Here is a 20,455-nt window from a genome sequence, read left to right on the forward strand (position 1 = left end):
AATTTACCTGCGTCAATCGCAAAAAAGTGACAAAATAGCGATGGCGTGTTGATCTTTGCCTCTCAGCAGTGCACGGCAAAGATCAATACGTCTTCTGCATAATAACAACTACTCTATAGGAAAGATATGAAAGGCAAGATCAGTTTGTTGGCGATAGCGACGTCACTCGCATTGTCAGCGTGTAACCCCAACACTTCAGCGCCGCAAGAAACCGCCGTCCCTGCAACTAATGCTGAGCAGCAAGAGCAACAATTGCGCTCCGGTGTTTTCGTTGAAAATATGGACCTTAGTGTCGACCCAGGTGATGATTTCTTTAATTACGTAAATGGTACGTTCTTAAAGAATAATGAAATCCCAGCTGACCGCTCTACTTATGGTGCGTTTTCAAAATTAGCCGATGATGCGCAAGAAGACGTCATTGAGATTATCCGTGAATCTGCTAATGGTAGTTTTCCGCATGGATCTGATGAGCAAAAGGTCGGTGACATGTACACCTCGTATATGGATATGGAGACCCGTAATGCATTGGGTTTAACGCCGCTTAAAGATGCCTTTGAACGCATTGAGAGCATTAAATCCCACAGCGATCTGGCTGAATTTTTTGGCTATTCCAATCGTTATCAATGGCAAATCCCTGTCGGTTTTTTCCAATATGCTGATTTTAAATCACCAGAAGAGTACGGCATGTACATCTGGCAAGATGGCTTAGGGATGCCTGATCGAGAATACTATTTCAAAGAAGGTGAAGCTTCAGAAGCGATTCGTACGGCCTATAAAGCCCATTTAGAAAAAATCTTCACTTTAGCCGGGGATGAGGCACCAGCAGAGAAAGCTGCGAAAGTTTACGATATTGAATCGCAAATCGCTGCTCTGCACATGAAAAAGGAACAAACACGTAATTGGGCCGGCAATTATCAAGGCCTTACGATGGATGAAATCAAGGCGTTGATGCCTCAGTTCGATTGGGACCGGTATATCGCGGGTAGTGAATTCAAGCCACCGCAAAAACTGATCATCATGCAGGAAGACTACCTCAAACAAGTCGACGGATTAATTCAATCGATCGCAATTGAAGATTGGCAAACCTATTTGCGTTGGAGTGTACTTAAAGGCGCATCAACAATCCTCACTGAAGAATTTGATAAGGCGAATTTTGAGTTTTATTCAAAGGCATTGAGAGGGGTTGAAGAGCCACGTCCAATGTGGCGTCGAGCGACGGGTGTGCTAGACACCACATTAGGTGAAGTGATTGGTAAGGTGTATGTAAAGCGTCACTTCCCGCCTGAAGCTAAAGAGCGCATGAAAGAGCTGGTAGACAATCTGATTAAAGCCTATGAAGTGAGCATTAAAGAACTGGATTGGATGACTGATGAAACCCGTGTTCAAGCGTTGGATAAGCTATCAAAATTCACGGTTAAGATTGGTTACCCAGACCAGTGGAAAGACTATTCTGACTTGAACATTGATGCTAAGAACCTGGTCGGCAATATGCAAGCTGCTGCGGATTGGCAGTATGCAGAGATGCTTGCTCGTCAGGGTAAACCGGTTGATAAAACGGAGTGGGGTATGACGCCACAGACGGTTAACGCGTATTACAATCCGCCGGCAAATGAAATTGTCTTCCCTGCGGCAATATTGCAACCACCATTTTTCGATCTACAAGCGGAAGATGCGGTTAACTACGGAGGTATTGGTGCAGTTATCGGTCATGAAATTGGTCACGGCTTTGATGACGCCGGCAGTACCTTTGATGGCGACGGCGTGATGCGTAATTGGTGGACTGAAGAAGACCGCAATGAATTCAATGCGCGCACCGGTGACCTGATAGCACAATACAATCAATTTGAAGCCTTACCTGAACTCTTTGTCAATGGCGAGTTTACCTTAGGTGAAAACATTGGTGACCTCGGCGGAATTAGCATCGGGCTTAAGGCTTATCAAATGTCGTTGGACGGGAAGGAAGCGCCGGTTATGGATGGCTTTACCGGTATCCAACGCGTGTTCCTTGGATACGGTCAAGTTTGGGCAAATCAGTACCGTGATGAAGCGTTACGCGTTCGGATTGAAACCGATCCACATTCACCGTCAAAATTTAGAGCGAACGGTGCCGTACGAAATGTACCGGAGTGGTATACAGCATTTGACGTAACACCAGAAGATGCCTTGTACTTGGCGCCGGAAGAACGCGTTAAGATTTGGTAATCAGTCTTTAGCAATAAAAACGGCGCTCAAAGCGCCGTTTTTTTTACTAGGCCGCTAAGTTGCGCAACACATAATGTAAGATGCCGCCGTGCTGGTAATAGTGCCACTCACTGGCAGTATCAATGCGTACGATTGCTTCAAATTCACACTGACTGCCATCAGCACGTGTCGCTGTTACGGTGACGCGTTCAGGCTTATCAGTCAGTGATGACACCGCAAAGGTTTCTTCACCGCTCAGCTCCAACGAGGCTGCGGAATCGCCCTCCGCAAATTGCAATGGTAGAACACCAAATCCGACCAAGTTTGAACGGTGGATCCGTTCATAACTTTCCGCTATAACAACTTCAATACCCAACAATTTCGTGCCTTTAGCTGCCCAGTCGCGGCTTGAGCCTGTGCCATATTCTTTGCCAGCAAGAACCACCAATTGGGTTTTATCGTCGGCATACTGCATAGCAGCATCATAAATACTCATCACCTCGTTGCTGGGTAGGTAGCGTGTGTAACCCCCTTCTGTGTCAGGTGCTAACTGATTGCGCAAGCGCGTATTCGCGAATGTACCCCGCATCATCACCTCATGATTGCCACGGCGCGAACCTAAACTATTGAAGTCTTTGGGCTCTACACCTTGTGCTTGCAAGTACGTACCGGCTGGACTATCGCTTTGGATTGCTCCCGCAGGCGAGATGTGATCGGTGGTAATGGAATCACCTACTTTGACAATACATCGTGCATTTTTAATTTCATTAAGTTCCGGAGTTTTTGCTGATATTCCATCGAAAAACGGTGGATTCTTAACGTAGGTGGATTCTGGCCAAGTGTAGGTTTTACCGCTGGGACTTGGCAGTGAGCGCCATTGTTCGGTGCCTTCAAAGACATCAGCGTAACGGCTCTTATACATTTCAGCATTTAGGGTTTGCGCAACTATTTGGTTTATCTCTGCGCGTGTTGGCCAGATATCCTTAAGCATAACCGGTCGCCCATCTTTATCACTGCCTATTGGCTCTTTGGTTAGGTCAAGGGTCATAGTGCCTGCAAGGGCATAAGCCACGACGAGTGGTGGGCTGGCTAAGTAATTTGCTCGAACATCTTGATGGATCCGACCTTCAAAGTTTCTATTTCCTGACAGCACAGAACTGACTGTGAGCTTACCGCGCTGAATTGCAGCACTAATGGGCTCTGGTAACGGACCTGAATTGCCGATACAAGTGGTACAGCCGAAACCTACCACGTCGAATCCAAGCGCTTCAAGATCATCGAGTACACCGGCCTTTTCAAGATAGGCTGGAACCACTTGTGAGCCAGGAGCTAGTGAGGTCTTCACCCACGGCTTAGGTTGCAACCCAAGTTCGCGAGCTTTTTTGGCCACCAGTCCCGCGGCTATCATTACGTCAGGGTTAGACGTATTGGTACAAGAGGTAATCGCCGCAATAACCACGTCACCATGCTTCAAGTGATGAGTGTTTCCATTTAGCTCGAAAGACTCTACACCTGGCGTTTGTTCTTTACCTACAGCAGTAGCGCCGCCTTCATCGGCAAACCGTGCCAGCGTGCTGTCATCTAGCTCGATGCCTTGTAACTGCATGTGCTCAACAAATGCGGATTTGGCAGTGTCTAACGCGATTTTGTCTTGTGGGCGCTTAGGTCCAGCGATACTAGGTACAACTTCACTCATATCTAACACCAAGGTATCTGAGTACTGGGGTGCTGATTGGCCATCTTCACGCCATAGGTTTTGCGCCTTGGCATAGTGTTCAACAATATCAATCTGAGTCTCATCGCGGCCGCTTAAACGCATGTATTCGAGGGTTTCGTTATCGATCGGAAAAATACCACACGTAGCGCCGTATTCGGGCGCCATATTGGCAATCGTTGCACGGTCAGCCAGCGGCAGGTTTGAGAGCCCATCGCCATAGAACTCAACGAATTTACCTACCACCCCTCGTTTTCGCAGCATCTGCGTGACTGTAAGCACCAAATCTGTCGCAGTGGCGCCCTCTGGCAGGGCTCCTTCTAATTTAAACCCAACCACTTCGGGTAGCAGCATGCTTATCGGCTGGCCTAGCATAGCGGCTTCAGCTTCAATGCCACCAACGCCCCAGCCAAGTACACCTAGTCCATTGATCATGGTTGTGTGGGAGTCGGTGCCAACCAATGTATCTGGATAGAGTACAGGATTGTCATCATCGTCTTGTTGCATCACGACATGAGCTAAATACTCTAAATTGACTTGATGCACGATACCCGTGCCTGGGGGAACAACGCGAAAGTTTGAAAATGCGGTTTGTCCCCAGCGTAAGAATTGGTAGCGCTCCTGGTTACGCTCAAACTCCCGAGCCGTGTTTTTACTGAGCGAGTCTTGAGAGCCAAAGTAATCCACCATCACTGAGTGGTCGATGACAAGATCGACCGGCACTAAAGGGTTTATCTTGTCAGGATCGCTATCCAGCGCAATAACTGCATCGCGCATAGCCGCGAGGTCGACGATGGCTGGAACGCCAGTAAAATCTTGCAGTACCACTCGCGCCGGGGCAAAGGCAACTTGCTGGGTGGGTTTCGCTTGCGGGTCCCAATTCATAATCGCTTCAATATCCTGGCGTGTAACATGCAGATCATCTTCATGTCGCAACAGGTTTTCTAATAATATGCGCATGCTAAAGGGGAGGCGGCTAAGCGCAGCTTGATCGGGCAGACGGCTAAGGTCATAGTAATCATATGTCTGACCATTGATGGAAAGACTATTTTTAGTGTTCAAGCTGTTTTTACTCATGGGTCTTCCTTTTCATTTTGCTTCATGTATTACAAGCGTAGTTGCCGAAGCGGGATAATGCATGTTGTACTTGCTACGTAGTTACACAGGAAAATTGTTCACAAAAACTTATTAAACATCAGTTTTTTTTGCCTATGATCTTGGCTCTAGTTGAGTTGAAGCTTGCTATTGAGAGGGTTGTTGCGCAGACTTATTAGCAACGAAACCGCAGTAACCAGCGCATTCAAGTATGACGATAAAAGACACAAATCAGTCGTTGACTGCACTTATTAATGCACAGTACCCGCGTTTACTCGCTGCACTTATTCGGATGTTGGGGTCGGCTCATATCGCGATTGCTGAGGATTTAGTGCAGGACACTGTAGAGCGAACCATTAAGGCGTGGCATGCACAAGCAATACCCAGTAATCCGCCAGCGTGGATGATGCTAACTGCACGGCACTTGGCCATTGATTTTTTGCGCAGGCAGTCAACCAAGCGAATGTTAGCGGATAGTTTAGTGCACTCTCTGTTATCTGAATGGACCCTTGAAGGGGTAGTCGATGCCAATCTTAACCAAGACTTATTGGCAGACGATGACCTGCGTTTGATGCTATGGGTATGCAGCGTTAACCTCGCTTTACCTGCGCGTTTACCCCTGGTGCTTAGATATGTATGTAATATGGATGTAGCGGTAATTGCGAAACTAATGTTCGTAACATCTGAGACGATTAAAAAACGTTTGGTAAGAGCGCGTCAAACACTGCGTGAAGTTCCTTTGGTAATTTCCACTTCAGACTATCCAAGCGGTACGTTCGATACGGCTATGACTGCAATTTATTTGGTGTTTCAAGAGGCATGCAATAATCCTCAATTACCTTTAGAGGAGCGTCAGCGAGTAACAACCTTTTGCATTCACCTTCTGCAGCAAATGCAAACGGGAACGCAAGCGCACAGCGGTATGATCCATGCGCTACAAGCTAACTTGTATTACCACCTTGCGCGAATGCCCACACGGGTCGTCTCAAAGGTACCGGTTCCTTTGGATGAACAAGATCGAAATTCCTGGTCTAGACACCTCATAGGTAGCGGTGCAAATCATCTTGCGCAAGCGTTAGAAGACAAAAACGCCGAACTGAACGTGTATTTATGTGAAGCATTGATCCAACATGAACACTGCCGTGCTCGCACGTTTGCGGCGACTGATTGGCACAGGATCACTCAGTTATATAGCGCATGGCGTCGTTTAACCGATAGTGCCAGCGTAGCAATCAATCATGCAACCGCACTGTTATACGTCGGTCAACCCAACGAGGCAATCAACCTATTACAGGCCCAATTATCGGACAAATCAAGTTCAGTTCGAGCAAGAGCACATGCAGCATTGGCTTATGTATCAGCCTTTACCGGTGAACAGGAACTCAGTGGAAAACATTTTGCTGAGGCGCAATCACAAGGGCTTGATTGCGAGAGTTTGACAAGTTTACAGCGCCAGATACGGAAGCTTTTAGACAAGCAATTGGGGGTAACTACCCCCAATTGAAGAGCTTACATTTCAATATTAAATATTTCGCGTATCTCAACCGTGACCTCGGGATACAGCAGAATAGGGCATTGTTTAGCTAGCACTACCGCTTCGTCCATAGAGGCTGCTGCAATAATCGAGTAGCCACTAACTAACTCATGATACTCGGCAGCGCTGATATCGGTCACCACATGGTCTGGTGTCAGCCGTTTGCCAGAATAATGCAAGGGATTACCACCCGAGACTAATTGGCCTTTTTCACTTAACGCAGTCATCCAAGCTTCCCACTTTTGCATGACAGCTTGATTCTCTTCTTCCGTCATTTTCTCATGCCACTCTGGATCGCCACCTTGATAAATCAACATATATTCTTGCATCGTTTTTTCCTTAGTAATTGCAACTTATTGTGCATACCCTTAACGTTTTACAATCACAATCGAGGACATAAATTTAAAAAATTATAAATACAGCATTTCCTTGCGAGTGGGGGCTAATACTGCAAGCACTTCATTTTGCAGTGGGTGCGGTATTTGTGCTTTATTCATCGCATTGATTAGCAGGTCAACCGTGCGGTTAAAATCCGCTTCGGTAATGTTCATACCGCCATGTACTTTTTCCATCGAGTCACCGGTGTATTCACAGGGGCCACCTGTGCGCTGGCATATTTGCTCACTGAGTTTCTCGATAAAACGGTCAATATTTGCTCCTTCGAAATAGGCTAGGATTGTCGGATCTTGTTCAATTTCGACGACGAAATTTTCAACAATTTCAGTGACTTTCTCGGCACCACCTAACTGCTCATAAACGGAAGAGGAGCGACTCGCACAAGCAACTGTGAGTAAACACAGTGCAGAGATGAGGAAAAGTTTAACCATTGTGTTCACCATAATTGTCCATTAATAGACAGGTACAATCCATTTTGCTCGCCGGCTCCTGCGATTGAACCTAATTCTGCCCACGCGAGGGTTAAGGCAAAGTGTTTGTTGGGAATGTATGTTACGAAATAATCTACCCAATCGTCCTCGCCTAAACCTAGATTATCCGGTTTCTGCCGATACTCTGCGCCGATGGCGACGTTCCGTGAAAGTAGGACACCAGCTGACGCTTCTAACATGATTTCGTAACTGTCATTCGCGCTGCCGCCATAGCCTAGCAGACCCAATTGGTTTGCTTTGGTCGCGCGTGCGGTGAGGTTCCAAACTGCATTATAACCAGCGATAGCGCCTAAATGGACTTTAGTAGCAGCAACGTAAAAGTCGGTTCCACTGGTGGTTGATTTAGCACCAACTAACTCAGCCACCGCCTTATCCTCGAGTCGCTTATGCTGAATGCCAACGCTCAGTTGTGGCCATGTAGAGTAAACGACATCGCCGTAGACCCTATACTTTAACCCAAAGACATTCTGTTTGATGTCGCCACCGAGGGTTTTTAGATCAAAGCGATGATGAGCCGCGCTGATTTCCACGCGGTCAAAGAAAGAAGCAGAAATACCTAACACGTTCAAGCGATAATCATCGATGTCAACTTGCGTCGAAACTGCGCTTACTGAAATTTGGTCACGAGAATCATAACCACTCAAGGTAGCCCAGGGCACTATGCCACCACCACCAGTCCCTTCAATTTGTATAAGTCCCGCAGTTCCAATCAGTTTGCCTTCAGCTGCAATAGTTGGCTGAACAAGGCAGGTCGCCACCGTGAACATGGCGAGTTGTCTAAAGAGTTTCTTCATTAATGTAACCAGTTGTTTGAGGCATTTTCATTGTGCCATTGAATAAAATCCGCTCGCGGCAAAGGGCGACAGATGTGATATCCCTGAATGTATTCGCAATGCCAACGGTGCAGCATTGCAAGGCTGCGCGCGTTTTCTACACCTTCAGCAATCACACTCAAGCCAAAGCTGTGCGCCAAACCGATGATAGTTTGCACGATTTGTTGGTCATTCTCATTTGTGTCGAGGTTTAGAACAAAGCTCTTGTCAATTTTCAAATCAGTGACAGGTAAACTCTTTAAATAGGCCAAAGATGAATATCCAGTTCCAAAATCATCAATGGCTAAAGTGAATCCTGCTTCTCTGTAAGTGTTTAACTCTTGTACGGCTTTTACTGCGTCAGTGACTAAGTCGCTTTCAGTGATCTCAAAGGCTAATTGTGTTTCGGAAAGATTGTATTGTTCGATTAATGCCTGGATCTTCGGAAGAAGCTGAGGGTCGAGAATATCTTTTGCGGAAAGGTTGATTGCAATGCAAAGCTCTAACTCTTGTTGCTTGAAATAGTGAGCATCTTCGACCGCGCGCTTGACCACCCATTCAGTGACGGCACCAATCAATCCCGCTTGCTCTGCCACTTGAATAAATTCATCCGGTGGTACAAACCCAAGTATTTCACTATTCCAGCGCATTAATGCTTCTGCGTGAGTAACTTTTCCGGATGAAAGTTCTAATTTAGGTTGATACGACAAAGAGAGTTCGGCGCTATTTGATAGTACTGCCTTTTTTAATTCTGTAATGATAGTAATTCTGCGGGTGTATTGTGCATCAAAGTCAGCATTGTAGCGCACGCAGTTGCCGACGACCGAGCGCGCTTGATCCAACGTAATGGCCAACCGCTTCAAAAGAGTGGCAGAGTCGTCACTGTCTTCAGGGCAGTGCACCACACCGAATGACATTCTAAGCGGAATGACTACGCTTTCAATCTCTATTGGCGTTTGTAATTTGCCTTGCACGTTTTGCAGGACTGTTTCGTCAATCGGAGTTTCAGGTAACCACAAAAATTCGCCGCCGTTTAAACGCGCAGCGGTGCCGCCCAAGCGTGATAAGCGCTCTGCAACGACTTTCAGGCAGGTATCGCCATTGTGATGACCGAATACGTCGTTGATACCGCGAAACCCAAGAATATTGATACCAACCACCTGAAACTCACTCTGCTGCGCAAACAAATGATTGAGTAATTCAGTTACCTGATAGCGATTAAAAAGGCCGGTCAATAAATCGTGTTGTGCTTGATATTGGATTTGTTCTTCACGCAGCTTAATATTGCTTTGCATAGACAAAAACGAACTGGATAATTCTGCGATCTCGGTGGTATTGGACTTAATTTCAATGGGTTCAGCGTAGTCACCGTTGGCTATCCGTTGGGTTATTTCGGCGAGACGCTTCAACGGACTCGATAGCCGTCTAGCAACCGCTGCACCTAATAGAAGAGAAATGAATAGGCATAAGATAGCAATGATACTGATCTGCAATTGCAATTGACTGAACTCGGAGAACAAGCGTTGACTGTTTTCCGATAAACCCAATGCAACTTGTAGCGATTCATTGCTAATCAAGGGGACACTTTGTGAGATCAGGTTAGCCTGATTAAGTAAGATAAAAGATAACCATGACAAATCGTCCACGCTAGTGGTTTCACTAAATATTGCTTGCTTATCACTTAACGTGGTGCGTTCAAACAACATGTTATCACCGCTCATGGCGGTGATTGTTGTTTCTAAGAGAGTTATTGATTTTAACCGAGCTAAAAAATCCGCATCTATGCGAAACCCAATTACTGCGATTGCGATAGGTTGTGGCGCTTCAACTATCACGGCAAGTACCTGATACAACTGCTGGTTTACCAAAATCATTGAGCTAGCCCCTCCCTGTTGAAGCGTTTGCTCAACTAAGTTGGGGTAGGGAAAGCTGCTCCCAGCCAGCAAGCCGTCAGTAGTGCTGCTGGTTACGTCTCCTGCCAGGTTAATCAATGCCATTAAATCGGCATCTACGCGGCTGCCATGGTTTTCCAAAGTACTTGTGATTGTAGCGCTATCTTCGGTGAAAATTGCATCGAGAAAACCAAAATCAGAAGTTAATACATTCGCCGAGTTGAAGAGTAAATCTTCTCGCCCTTTGAGGACCTCCATGACTACTGATTGTGCAACTTCGAGGGTTTCTGATAGTTGGCGTTTGGCGTGTTGAATGGTTGTTGACCATACACTCAATAAAATTGCGAGCGTACACAACAGAACCAAGCCAGCACTTAGCCTAAATACGTGTTTATTTAATGAATGAGATGCCACTATTAATTATTCCGCCCAAAGGTTCTGCTCCCAAAGGTGCGTTGTTCTTTTTTCGGTTCACGGGTTATTAACGTAATAGCCCCGGTATATCGATCATTAACCATCGACAATGCGACTTTCGTCTTGAGAGAACCGTCGAGTGACATATCGGCATGCCAAACACTGACTTCTGCTGGGATTGCGTTCGCAAAATTTGCAATTCCTTGAGCATTTGTTACGGCAGTTGTTTCGCCGTCAGCGATATAAACATGGCCAATCATATCGTCATGGATGTTGCACCCAAGAACCCCAATGCCAGGCTTATCGAATACGATAGGGTCAACATTTGATCCTGAATAGAGCTTAATTTCAAAACGTTTAACCGGAGAAAAACTATAGACATGATGGCGAATATCATCGCTGTTTGGAAATTTTACTGCCTGGCCTTTTTGAATGGCGATTACGCGAGGTGAAAATTGTTTATCAATTTGGTCCATGATAGCGACATCGAGATTCTCGCTAGAGGTGGAAGCTCCCGGATACGCAACCACAGCATTGGGCACAGCGTTGCCATTTTGGTCGACTATAATAACGGAATAGTCAGTCGCAAGTGCAGCCTTTCCCCAGAAACTTAAAAAACAGCAGAGTAGCGCTAAGTGCCTTAGATTGAACATTATTAACCGACAGTTTCATTGAGACATTGCCTAACAATAGCAAAGATTTTAATCATCAATAAATAGTTAACACCTATTTAATCTATTTCTAAACAGTGACTGGGAAGAGGAAATCTAGCTTTAACCATATTACTTCTGTTTTCAAAGCTCTCCGGCAAAAGGAATAGAAGGTATCTTATATGATTAAGTTATTTTTGTTTTTTAAGCGTCGCGAGGTAGTCAATTTAATGATAATTGCGACTTTCAATAACTGTAAGTCACAGAAAAACAACAGTTAGAAATAATTATTTAACACCGGGTTTACAACTTTTAGGAGGCGTGCTAAATTTACTTAAAGGTTTAAGAAGGTGTTTGTGGTAGTAATCTTAAACCGAGACAGCCGGTGAAAATATAACGAACAACAGCGGTTTGGCTTAAGTGATAACAATATTCAGACCAGCAAAAAGTTTGGAACAGAAAAGTGTGGAGAAAACCAATGCAAATAACTAACCGTTATACCGCTATTGCGACGGCAGTATCTTTAGCCGTATCGGGCTCTATTCAGGCACAAGAGGCCCAAGAAGAAGTTCAAGAAGAAAAGCGACAGTATGAGCAAATCGTCGTTACTGCCAGTCCAACTGGCGCGACAATGCAAGAAGCTAGTGTTTCTGTCAGTTCATTTAATGAAGAAGATATTCTCAAGCTCGCGCCGCGTTCCAGTGCTGAAGTGTTTCGAGCATTGCCCGGTATCCGCGCTGAATCATCCGGTGGTGGTGGTAACGCGAATATAACAATTCGTGGTATCCCGCTAGCAACAGGTGGCTCAAAGTTTATGCAGATCCATGAAGATGGCTTGCCAGTTCTAGAATATGGAGACATCAATTTCGGCAATACTGACAATTTTCTCCGTTATGATTGGTCTGTTGCTTTAATTGAATCGGTTCGTGGTGGCTCAGCCTCTACATTTGCAAGTAACTCTCCTGGTGGTGTTATCAACCTTATCAGCGCTACTGGTGAAACGGGGGGCGGAGCTATCGGTACCTCGTTTGGTTTGGATTACGAAGAATTTCGATTAGATTACGCATACGGCGGAGAATTCAGCTCTGATTTATATTTTCATATAGCCGGTCATGCTCGTGGTGGTGAGGGCACACGTGACACTGGATTCAATGGTGATCAGGGCGGCCAGGTAAAATTCAATGTTACCCAAGTAATGGAAGAAGGCCACCTTCGCTTTTACTTCAAACATCTTAATGACCGTGTTACGACTTATCTGCCCGCTCCTGTATTAGTTAAAGGTGATGGTGAGTACGGCCCGGTTGCTAACTTTGATGCGAGTAGCGAAACGCTGCATTCCGCTTACACAACTAACATCTCTACATTTGATAGCTATGGTAACCCACGCAATCGTGATTTAACTGATGGGATAACATCAGAAGTCACTTCATTTGGGTTTGAAGCTGATTTAGAAGTTGCACAAGACTTATTCTTCTTAAATAAATTTAGAGTTTCGGATATTTCAGGCTCATTTATTTCGCCGTTTACGGACACTTTTGGTGCCTATGGTCCACAGTCTGCAGATAGCATGGCTGGCGCGATTTGCGCATCAGCACGTGACGGAGATGGAAATCCCTTCAATTGCGCAAACACAAGTGTGACCTTGGCCAATGGTCCTGGTGCCGGTAACGATTACAATGGGCTAGCGTTTCTAAATCTTCTGTTTGACACTTCAATCAATGATCTTGGTAATTTGATCAATGATATGAATCTTCGCAAAGAATTCGATAACGGGGTCACGGTAACGGCAGGTTATTACTATTCTAAGCAAGATATCGCGACTAGCTGGAATAGCTGGCCTACATTTATTCAAACTGTTGATGGAACTGATTCGCAATATCTTCACATCGAAGATGCTGACGGCAATGTGTTGGTTAATAATGGTTTGTGGGCTCCAAGTTTCCTATCTTGGGAATGGGACCTTAACTACGAAACTACAGCGCCTTACGTTAACGTTGGTTTTGAAGTGGGCGATAACTGGTTGTTTGATATCAGTGCCCGACGCGACACAGTAGAAGCAAATGGTGAGTTAATCAGCAGTTGCTGTGGTGGAAATACTGATTTTGACTTGAATGGTGATGGCGTTATTTCGGGGAATACTGAAGACGCTTCAGCAGCAAATGGTTTTGGCTTCGGTGGCGGTGTTATTAACCTGAATCGTGCCGGTGCAGGCAGCCAAATCGTCAATTATGAAGCCAGTAATACGTCATATTCATTGGGTGGTTCGTACCTTTACGATGATTCTCTGACATTCTTTGGTCGATATAGTAAAGGTGGCAGAGCCATTGCAGACCGGTTATTACAAATCGCTGGGACTTTGAATGGTGACGGCAGCCTTACTAATACGACATCAGGGTTTGACGAAACTAAGCAGTTAGAAGTCGGGGTAAAATATGGTACGCCAGACTTCATGTTGAATGCGACATTGTTCGACACTGTTACGGAAGATACACAAGCTGAGTTAACGAGCGGCTTAACGTTTATCCGAGAGTATGATGCGACTGGTTTAGAAGTTGAAGGCCGTTATAATTTCGATGGTGGATTCAGTGTGCAAGGCAACTTAACCTGGACTGATGCTGAGATAAGTAAAGATGCCTTTAACCCTGCACTTGTCGGCAAGACTCCTCGTCGCCAAGCCGATATGATCTATACGATTATACCGCAGTACGAAGTTGACGAATTCCTTGTAGGAGCCTCTATTCAGGGTTCAACTGAGTATTACGTGCAAGACTCCAATCAGTTAAAACAAGACGGTTATAACATCGTTAACTTGTTTGCGACTTGGTATATCTCAGATAAGTTCTCAGTATCACTAAATGTGAATAATGCAACTGATGAGTTCGTTATCACTGAATCTGAAGAGGGTTCAGCCATGGTTGGCGATATCATTCGTGCTCGTCCATTGAATGGTAGAACCTCATCTCTATCGCTTAAATACATGTTTGACTAGTGTGTGTTGGGAGCTTCGGCTCCCTTTTTTCCAAAAAATTGATTGATTCTTTAGCACAATTACTTGAATCAGAGGTTCCTTTCAATGTCAGCATCCAGCGTTCAACATCAACGTAATCTGCAATTAATCCGTTGGCTTACCTATCTAATGTTTATGATGTTTGCGATGACGTCTGATTCTGTAGGTGAGATTATTAAAGAGGTGAAGATAGAGTTTGACGTGAATAACGCCCAAGCAAGTCTAATGCATTCTCTATTTATGGTAGGTATCGCTTTTTCAGGCTTGTTTTTAGGTTTTTTAGCTGACAAGTTCGGGCGCAAACGCACAATAATGCTCGGATTAGCGTTGTTTGCGGTGTCTTGTTATCTCTTTTTGGTGGGGTCGACGTTTAGCTTCATTCTTGGTTTGATCACCTTATCAGGTATCGCCGTTGGGATTTTTAAAACCGCAGCACTCGCGCTTATTGGCGATATATCTACTTCGACCAAAGAGCACACCGGCACAATGAATGGGGCAGAGGCCTTTTTCGGCGTAGGTGCCATCATTGGTCCTCTGATTGTCGCGTGGTTAATTCGTCAAGGCGTGGACTGGAAGTGGTTATATGTGCTAGCTGGAGTGCTATGTACGGTTCTCATGATAATGGCATGGAAGGTTAATTATCCAGACCATACAAAAGGCAGAAAAGCTCAAGAGCCAATTGATGTGCGCAGAAGCTTGAAATTACTTGGAGATCCATACGCGATGGGTTTCTCTATTGGCGCCTTTTTGTACGTCGCTGCAGAAAGCGCAATTTACGTCTGGATGCCGAGTTATCTGGTGTGTGACGCTGTAACGTTGAACGATACTTTTGCGTGCTACAGTGAAGGGCCAGAGCGAATGCTAGCAATGTATGCGGTTGCCGTTTTTTTCTCGCTTCGTGCACTGGGTCGTTTCGTCGGTATTTGGATGATGCAGCACTTTGATTGGTCGTGGGTTTTGTTGGTTTTTAGCTTTGCAATCATGATGTGTTTCATCGGTGGTTTGTGGGGCGGTCGGGACGTTGCCTTATACTTATTCCCCCTCACTGGCATTTTTATGTCTGTCATTTATCCTACGTTTAATTCAAAAGGCATAAGCTGCTTTCCTAAACATGAGCACGGCACGGTGGCTGGTGTGATCTTGTTTTTTACAGCAGCTGGTGCAGCGGCAGGTCCATTGGCAATGGGGATAGTGAGCGATGCGTACGGAGGCGATGCCAAATATGGTTTCATGGTAGCAACTGGGTTTAGTTGCTTGCTATTTATTGGTTTAGTATTTAACTATCTTAAGCGACCTACAGACCAGCGATTGGCCAGTATAGAACGCACAGAATATCAAGTCGTGAATAGTGATCGTGTTGGCTGATCGGCATAGTTCTCCCTGACTGTGCATGCTCAATTTTTACGTCACTCTTTGCTTGTTCTGACTGATATCAAAGACCCCGCGCTATAGCGGGGTTTTCAATTAACAAAGGAGTATTGTCTAAGCAACAAGCGCTTTTGTTTGATAGGTAAAAAAACCAGACTAGCGATATCTTAGTTTTTATGAATATTGCTCTATACTTATCAAACGATTCCCTGATTCATTGGTCTTATGGCTAAAGTAAATACACATCAAGAGTTACTCTCTCGGATTGAAGAGTTAGAACAGCAGAATCAGGAATTACGCAACGAGCAACTTATCTACCAAACGTTATTCAACAACACTCTTCATGAAATCCATCGCTGGAAACTGGTCAGGGATCCGGAAGGCAATATCCAAACTTGGCGTTTGCAAGATGCGAATTCGATCGCATTGCTAAATTGGTCTAAAAAGCGTGAAGATGTAATCGGCAAGACTACAGATGAAATTTTCCCTGCAGCCAATGCGACAACATTATTCATGCCAGTTGTGCAGCAAATCTTTGCAACCGGTAAAGCACACCTCTGGGAAGAATACTTTGCCGCCACCGATCAAACCCTAATGATGAACAGTGTGCCGATTGGTGACACCTTTATCAGTACTGGTTTTGATATCTCAGATCTAAAGCGCGCTCAAAGTAAACTTGAAGAAGCTAATTTGCGCCTAACCGAAGCGGTTAAAGCCGGTCGAGTAGGGATATGGGACTGGAATGTGCGCGAAGACAAATTGGTATGGGATGCCTTGATGTATGAAATATATGGGGTTAAAAATGATGCTGGTAAAAGCACGGTGAGATTGTGGGAAAATGCGTTGCATCCGGAAGATAAAGATTATGCTCTTCAGTCTCTTAATGAAGCTTTGCGAGGTGGTAAGTCATACGATATTGAATTTAGGATAGTGCGGCCCAATGGGCAAGTGCGTTACATCAAAGGAGATGCAAAAGTAATCAAAGACGCTGAAAATCGGCCGATTCGTATGCTTGGTACAAATATGGATATTACCGCGCGTCGCGCGGCTGAGATGGCGGTGGTGGCATTAGAAAAACGCAATCAGGCATTGTTGGACCATTCTCCCGTATGTCACAAAATTGTCGATTTAGATTTTAATTTGCGCTACATGAATGCCAACGGTTTTAGAATGTTGGGGCTTGAAATTAATGAAGAGCGTTTCGGTCGGCCCTATCCATTTAGCTTTTTCCCTGACGAAGCTAAAGTTGAAATGGTTAAAAACTTAAAAGCGGTGGTTGATTCCCATAAAACAGTTTCCTTTGAGTCTTTGGCTAAAAATGCACACGGAAACGATGCTTGGTTGTTTCATACAATCATCCCAGTGTTAAAAGAGGATGGCAAAACCTTAGATTACTTAACGGTTGTAACCGCAGACATCACAGAACAGAAATCCGTGCAAGAGCAATTGATACATCGAGAGAAAATGGATGCTTTAGGCGCACTAGCTGGCGGTGTGGCGCATGATTTTAATAATCAATTGGTTAGTATTTTAGGCTATGCAGAACTTATCGAGCGTATTAGCAGTGAACCGACTACAACGAATTATGCGAGGAAAATAATTACCGGAGCAGAGCGCTCCAGTCATCTGATTAAACAAATGTTGGCCTATTCGCGCAAACATCAGTTGCAAAGAGAAAATGTTGATATGCACCGCGAAATTGAGGAGGTCATAGACTTTATTTCGCATTCAATTGACAAGCGGATTTGTATATCAACACAGCTTAATGCATCTGAACACTTGGTGTTGGCAGATAAATCGCAAATTCAGAGTGCTCTATTAAATTTATGCTTAAACGCATGTGCAGCAATGAAAAACGGCGGTAATTTGCAATTAATAACTTGCAACAAGACGCGAGATGAAGATTTGATTTTGCAAAACGAAACGGATGGTCAGTTTGAACAATTTATTAAAGTCAGTGTTATAGATGAAGGTCACGGTATTTCTAATCAGAATTTAAAGCGTATTTTCGAACCCTTTTTCACCACTAAATCTGAAGGCGAGGGTTCTGGCATGGGGCTCGCATCAGTATACGGTACAGTTAAGTCGCACCAAGGCTGCATCGAGGTTTTTAGTGAGGAAGACCACGGGGCGACTTTCAATATATATTTGCCAGTGGGCAAGACTTGTAATAACAACATTAGCGATGAGAATTACAGCACAGAATCCAATGTGAGCGTTTCAGATAATCAACACTCGATCCTTTTGGTAGATGATGAAACGTCGATTTGTGACTTGTGTAATGAGCTATTAACGGCGATTGGCTATTTAGTTACTGTTGCAAATAATGGTAAGGAGGCGGTCGAGCAATATCAAAAAGCAGCAGGGGCTTTTGATTTGGTGATCCTAGACCTTTCGATGCCAATTATGAGTGGCAGAGATGCCTATTCCGAAATGCGAAAAATCAATCCTGATATTAAGGTGATCTTTTTCTCTGGTTACGACAAAGGGCAGTCTTCTGATTTACTCAAATTTAGTCAACAGCATTTGCGGTTCATTGAAAAGCCTTTTAATCTCAATAAGTTACTTGCTAATGTGAGGGAGTTGGTAATTTAGGTGCATTTATGGGTAAAAGTAGCCTCGTTACCCACTGTACTATCTAATATTTGATGTTGTATGACCCTCTGTTTTCAGAGGGTTAATCTAGAAAGTGGTGGAGCTGGCGGGATGTGACACTTAGTTAGTTCGCTCAAAATATACGTCAAATATAGCGTTGCCAGCAGGTTTATCAATGTCTTTATCAACAAAAGTGTGACACTAGAGTGTGACACTTTTGAATTCACTTTCGGTTTGCGATAATCAAAACGAAATTGCCAAAATCGCTAGGGTTTTCCAATGTTTGTCAAACGGTTACATACGTTGTATGTTTAACCAGTGAAATAATAAGCAAATCTATCACGTCACTTAAGCAATGATTTTCAAGGAGCGAATATGAAACTTGCCAATATCCTCAGCATCGTAAACCAAGTTGAAAAGTCCAAATTTATTAACGGAATCGATCGTATCTGCTCTGACGCGATGAAGTCAGATTCAAAATTAGCTGCCCGAGTAAACAAACTGGATGGGCAGATAAAAAACGCCACAAGCAATGACATCACGCAACTTTTCGATTTAGTCCGACCTTATTTTGCACAATCAGTGCGTGACCAACTGGCAATGCTCGGTGCCAGAGCTACTTTATTGACAAACATCATGAGTAGAGATGGGAACTGTATTGCACGAATTAATTGGCTAGAAACGCTTTACACAAAGGAATGGAGAGCAATCGACAACCGAGGTAAAGAGTTAAAGTCGACTTTGGAAGATGTGCAAGATGACGTGTTCGATGATGCCAAGCGCATGCATATATACCGAGCTTGTTTAGAAGAGGCATTCACAAATGATCAGAAAATTAATCGTGAAGCAAAGATTACCGACGATGAGCGTGGCATATTGAATGTACTTGCAAAGCAACTTGACATATCTGCTGATGATCAAGCTGCAATCGAACATCTAAGTGATCCGATTCCCAGAGATGGAGTGGCGGACGCGATAAATGCGTTACGGGAAATTGGCTTAATATTTGTTAGCAAAAAACGACATACGGTATATGTCGCTGATGAAATCGTTTCACTATTGCATGATATTCAAGGCAAAGAAATCGCTGACAAGCATTCGTTGCGAATACTGCGAACGCTTTCAGATGCTGAACTATCTGTGATTCTTAAAAACCACAGGAAGCCAATCAGAGGTGTCGAACGCGCGGATAAAATTAAAAACATCCTGAAAATGGGTATCAGCACGACGCAGTTACTCACCATTGACTTGTATTCGTCGGACACAAATATTAGTGACAGAAAAGAGCGCCTCAAACAGTTAATTGCAGACCTGAATCTTCCACTTGATAAACTAGGCACTACGTTAGACGAGAGGTGTGAGTTGATCATAGAGGCCTTGAATACTTGCAGTGAAGCTGAATTTAATGCGTTAAGCGCAACAGGATTCAAGGAACTGTTTGCTTCATTACAGAAACATTTCTCGACGCTGCCGAAGGTGTTGAAGCAAGAGTTTGAGCTTGAAGATCAAGATGAGTTAGACGTTGAAAAGTTAAGATCATTAAGTATTACACCTCACGATATTTTGTTTATGTTAAGCAATGACGACATAAAGCTAGTATCTGAAAGCATGGGGTTATCAAGACGCGGTAACACAAGGCTCAATATTTTGAATAGCTTTGCTGATGCAACGGATAAGTTGATCGAAAATTATGGCTCTCTCGCCCGCAGAGACCTGAATGCTCTCAAACAAGAAAATATCGATATTGCAGAAGCTGATTTGGGTTTGAAATTTGAAGAGGTGACAAAAGCGATATTCGAGCAGCTTGGATTGGATGTTGACGAAGACCTTAGAAGGTCGATAAACACAGCCAAGGATAAGGCTGATGTCATAATCTCACTCAGTGAAGATGATGTGATTGTTGGAGAAGCAAAGACTTGCAAAAACGGCGATTTTGCCAAGTATAGCTCCACATCAAGACAGGTTAAGGCTTACGTATCTCGCTGTGAGAGTCAGGGTAAGCGGGTGGCACAAGTACTAATCGTTGCACCAACATTTTCGGATGATTTTGTTGAATCAGCTGAGATGGATACAGAGGTCAATATTTCTATGCTGGAAGCAGACGGACTTAAGAAGATATTGGACGCGTATAGGGCTCGTCGAAATCCTAAGTTTTCTGCGAAGCTGTTCACGAAAGGTGGCTTGTTAAAAGCGGATTTGATAGCTAAAAATATTTAATCTAAATAGGTGCCTTTTCTATTGGCTTTTATGAGCTGGCGGGATGTGACACGTTGTCGTTTCAACTTATTTTAAATCAGTTGGTTATC

The 20,455-nt window shown here is 44.3% G+C and carries 12 protein-coding genes; 6 read left to right on the forward strand and 6 right to left on the reverse strand.

What is annotated here, in order from left to right; translation table 11 throughout:
• Positions 1-126: 126 nt before the first annotated feature.
• Complete coding sequence (locus tag CSH92_RS07705) at positions 127-2,202, forward strand: M13 family metallopeptidase (RefSeq protein WP_100657036.1); 2,076 nt, start codon at positions 127-129, stop codon at positions 2,200-2,202.
• 46 nt (positions 2,203-2,248) lie between these two features.
• Here CSH92_RS07705 and acnA read toward each other — a convergent pair whose 3' ends face one another.
• Positions 2,249-4,972 carry an aconitate hydratase AcnA gene (gene acnA, locus CSH92_RS07710; protein ID WP_100657037.1) on the reverse strand — a complete coding sequence of 908 codons (2,724 nt, stop codon included), beginning with the start codon at positions 4,970-4,972 and terminating at the stop codon, positions 2,249-2,251.
• 229 nt (positions 4,973-5,201) lie between these two features.
• On the opposite strand from acnA, the gene CSH92_RS07715 reads away from it, so the two are divergent.
• Complete coding sequence (locus tag CSH92_RS07715) at positions 5,202-6,494, forward strand: sigma-70 family RNA polymerase sigma factor (RefSeq protein ID WP_100657038.1); 1,293 nt, start codon at positions 5,202-5,204, stop codon at positions 6,492-6,494.
• A gap of 5 nt (positions 6,495-6,499) precedes the next feature.
• Here CSH92_RS07715 and CSH92_RS07720 read toward each other — a convergent pair whose 3' ends face one another.
• From CSH92_RS07720 to CSH92_RS07740, 5 genes are all read right to left on the reverse strand, one after another.
• On the reverse strand, positions 6,500-6,853 hold the full coding sequence (locus CSH92_RS07720) for a YciI family protein (RefSeq protein ID WP_100657039.1): 354 nt from the start codon (positions 6,851-6,853) through the stop codon (positions 6,500-6,502).
• A gap of 81 nt (positions 6,854-6,934) precedes the next feature.
• Positions 6,935-7,351, reverse strand: a complete 417-nt coding sequence (locus tag CSH92_RS07725) for a group I truncated hemoglobin (RefSeq protein ID WP_100657476.1) — start codon at positions 7,349-7,351, stop codon at positions 6,935-6,937.
• A 5-nt stretch (positions 7,352-7,356) separates the two neighbouring features.
• The gene (locus CSH92_RS07730) at positions 7,357-8,178 is read right to left on the reverse strand and encodes a DUF3034 family protein (protein WP_240612779.1); all 822 of its coding nucleotides are present in this window, start codon (positions 8,176-8,178) and stop codon (positions 7,357-7,359) included.
• Between the two features lie 26 nt (positions 8,179-8,204).
• Positions 8,205-10,451: a bifunctional diguanylate cyclase/phosphodiesterase gene (locus CSH92_RS07735; protein WP_240612760.1), complete on the reverse strand. Its 2,247-nt coding sequence runs from the start codon at positions 10,449-10,451 to the stop codon at positions 8,205-8,207.
• 80 nt (positions 10,452-10,531) lie between these two features.
• Positions 10,532-11,182: a methylamine utilization protein gene (locus CSH92_RS07740; RefSeq protein WP_100657042.1), complete on the reverse strand. Its 651-nt coding sequence runs from the start codon at positions 11,180-11,182 to the stop codon at positions 10,532-10,534.
• 475 nt (positions 11,183-11,657) lie between these two features.
• On the opposite strand from CSH92_RS07740, the gene CSH92_RS07745 reads away from it, so the two are divergent.
• The 4 genes from CSH92_RS07745 to CSH92_RS07760 all read left to right on the forward strand — a co-directional run bounded on the left by CSH92_RS07745 (position 11,658) and on the right by CSH92_RS07760 (position 20,366).
• Complete coding sequence (locus CSH92_RS07745; protein ID WP_100657043.1) at positions 11,658-14,168, forward strand: TonB-dependent receptor; 2,511 nt, start codon at positions 11,658-11,660, stop codon at positions 14,166-14,168.
• 147 nt (positions 14,169-14,315) lie between these two features.
• Positions 14,316-15,551, forward strand: a complete 1,236-nt coding sequence (locus tag CSH92_RS07750) for an MFS transporter (protein ID WP_100657477.1) — start codon at positions 14,316-14,318, stop codon at positions 15,549-15,551.
• A 228-nt stretch (positions 15,552-15,779) separates the two neighbouring features.
• Entirely contained in the window at positions 15,780-18,149 is a 2,370-nt protein-coding gene (locus CSH92_RS07755; RefSeq protein ID WP_100657044.1) for a hybrid sensor histidine kinase/response regulator, read from the forward strand.
• A gap of 375 nt (positions 18,150-18,524) precedes the next feature.
• Complete coding sequence (locus tag CSH92_RS07760; protein ID WP_100657045.1) at positions 18,525-20,366, forward strand: hypothetical protein; 1,842 nt, start codon at positions 18,525-18,527, stop codon at positions 20,364-20,366.
• Positions 20,367-20,455 lie beyond the last annotated feature (89 nt).

The sequence above is a fragment of the Neoalteromonas flava genome (genome assembly GCF_002807685.1).
GTDB lineage: Bacteria > Pseudomonadota > Gammaproteobacteria > Enterobacterales > Alteromonadaceae > Alteromonas_E > Alteromonas_E flava.

Coding starts and splice junctions, on each gene's coding strand:
- CSH92_RS07705 (WP_100657036.1), top strand. CDS start 127: ATGAAAGGCAAGATCAGTTTGTTGGCGATAGCGACGTCACTCGCATTG.
- acnA (WP_100657037.1), bottom strand. CDS start 4,972: ATGAGTAAAAACAGCTTGAACACTAAAAATAGTCTTTCCATCAATGGT.
- CSH92_RS07715 (WP_100657038.1), top strand. CDS start 5,202: ATGACGATAAAAGACACAAATCAGTCGTTGACTGCACTTATTAATGCA.
- CSH92_RS07720 (WP_100657039.1), bottom strand. CDS start 6,853: ATGCAAGAATATATGTTGATTTATCAAGGTGGCGATCCAGAGTGGCAT.
- CSH92_RS07725 (WP_100657476.1), bottom strand. CDS start 7,351: ATGGTTAAACTTTTCCTCATCTCTGCACTGTGTTTACTCACAGTTGCT.
- CSH92_RS07730 (WP_240612779.1), bottom strand. CDS start 8,178: ATGTTCACGGTGGCGACCTGCCTTGTTCAGCCAACTATTGCAGCTGAA.
- CSH92_RS07740 (WP_100657042.1), bottom strand. CDS start 11,182: ATGTTCAATCTAAGGCACTTAGCGCTACTCTGCTGTTTTTTAAGTTTC.
- CSH92_RS07745 (WP_100657043.1), top strand. CDS start 11,658: ATGCAAATAACTAACCGTTATACCGCTATTGCGACGGCAGTATCTTTA.
- CSH92_RS07750 (WP_100657477.1), top strand. CDS start 14,316: ATGTTTATGATGTTTGCGATGACGTCTGATTCTGTAGGTGAGATTATT.
- CSH92_RS07755 (WP_100657044.1), top strand. CDS start 15,780: ATGGCTAAAGTAAATACACATCAAGAGTTACTCTCTCGGATTGAAGAG.
- CSH92_RS07760 (WP_100657045.1), top strand. CDS start 18,525: ATGAAACTTGCCAATATCCTCAGCATCGTAAACCAAGTTGAAAAGTCC.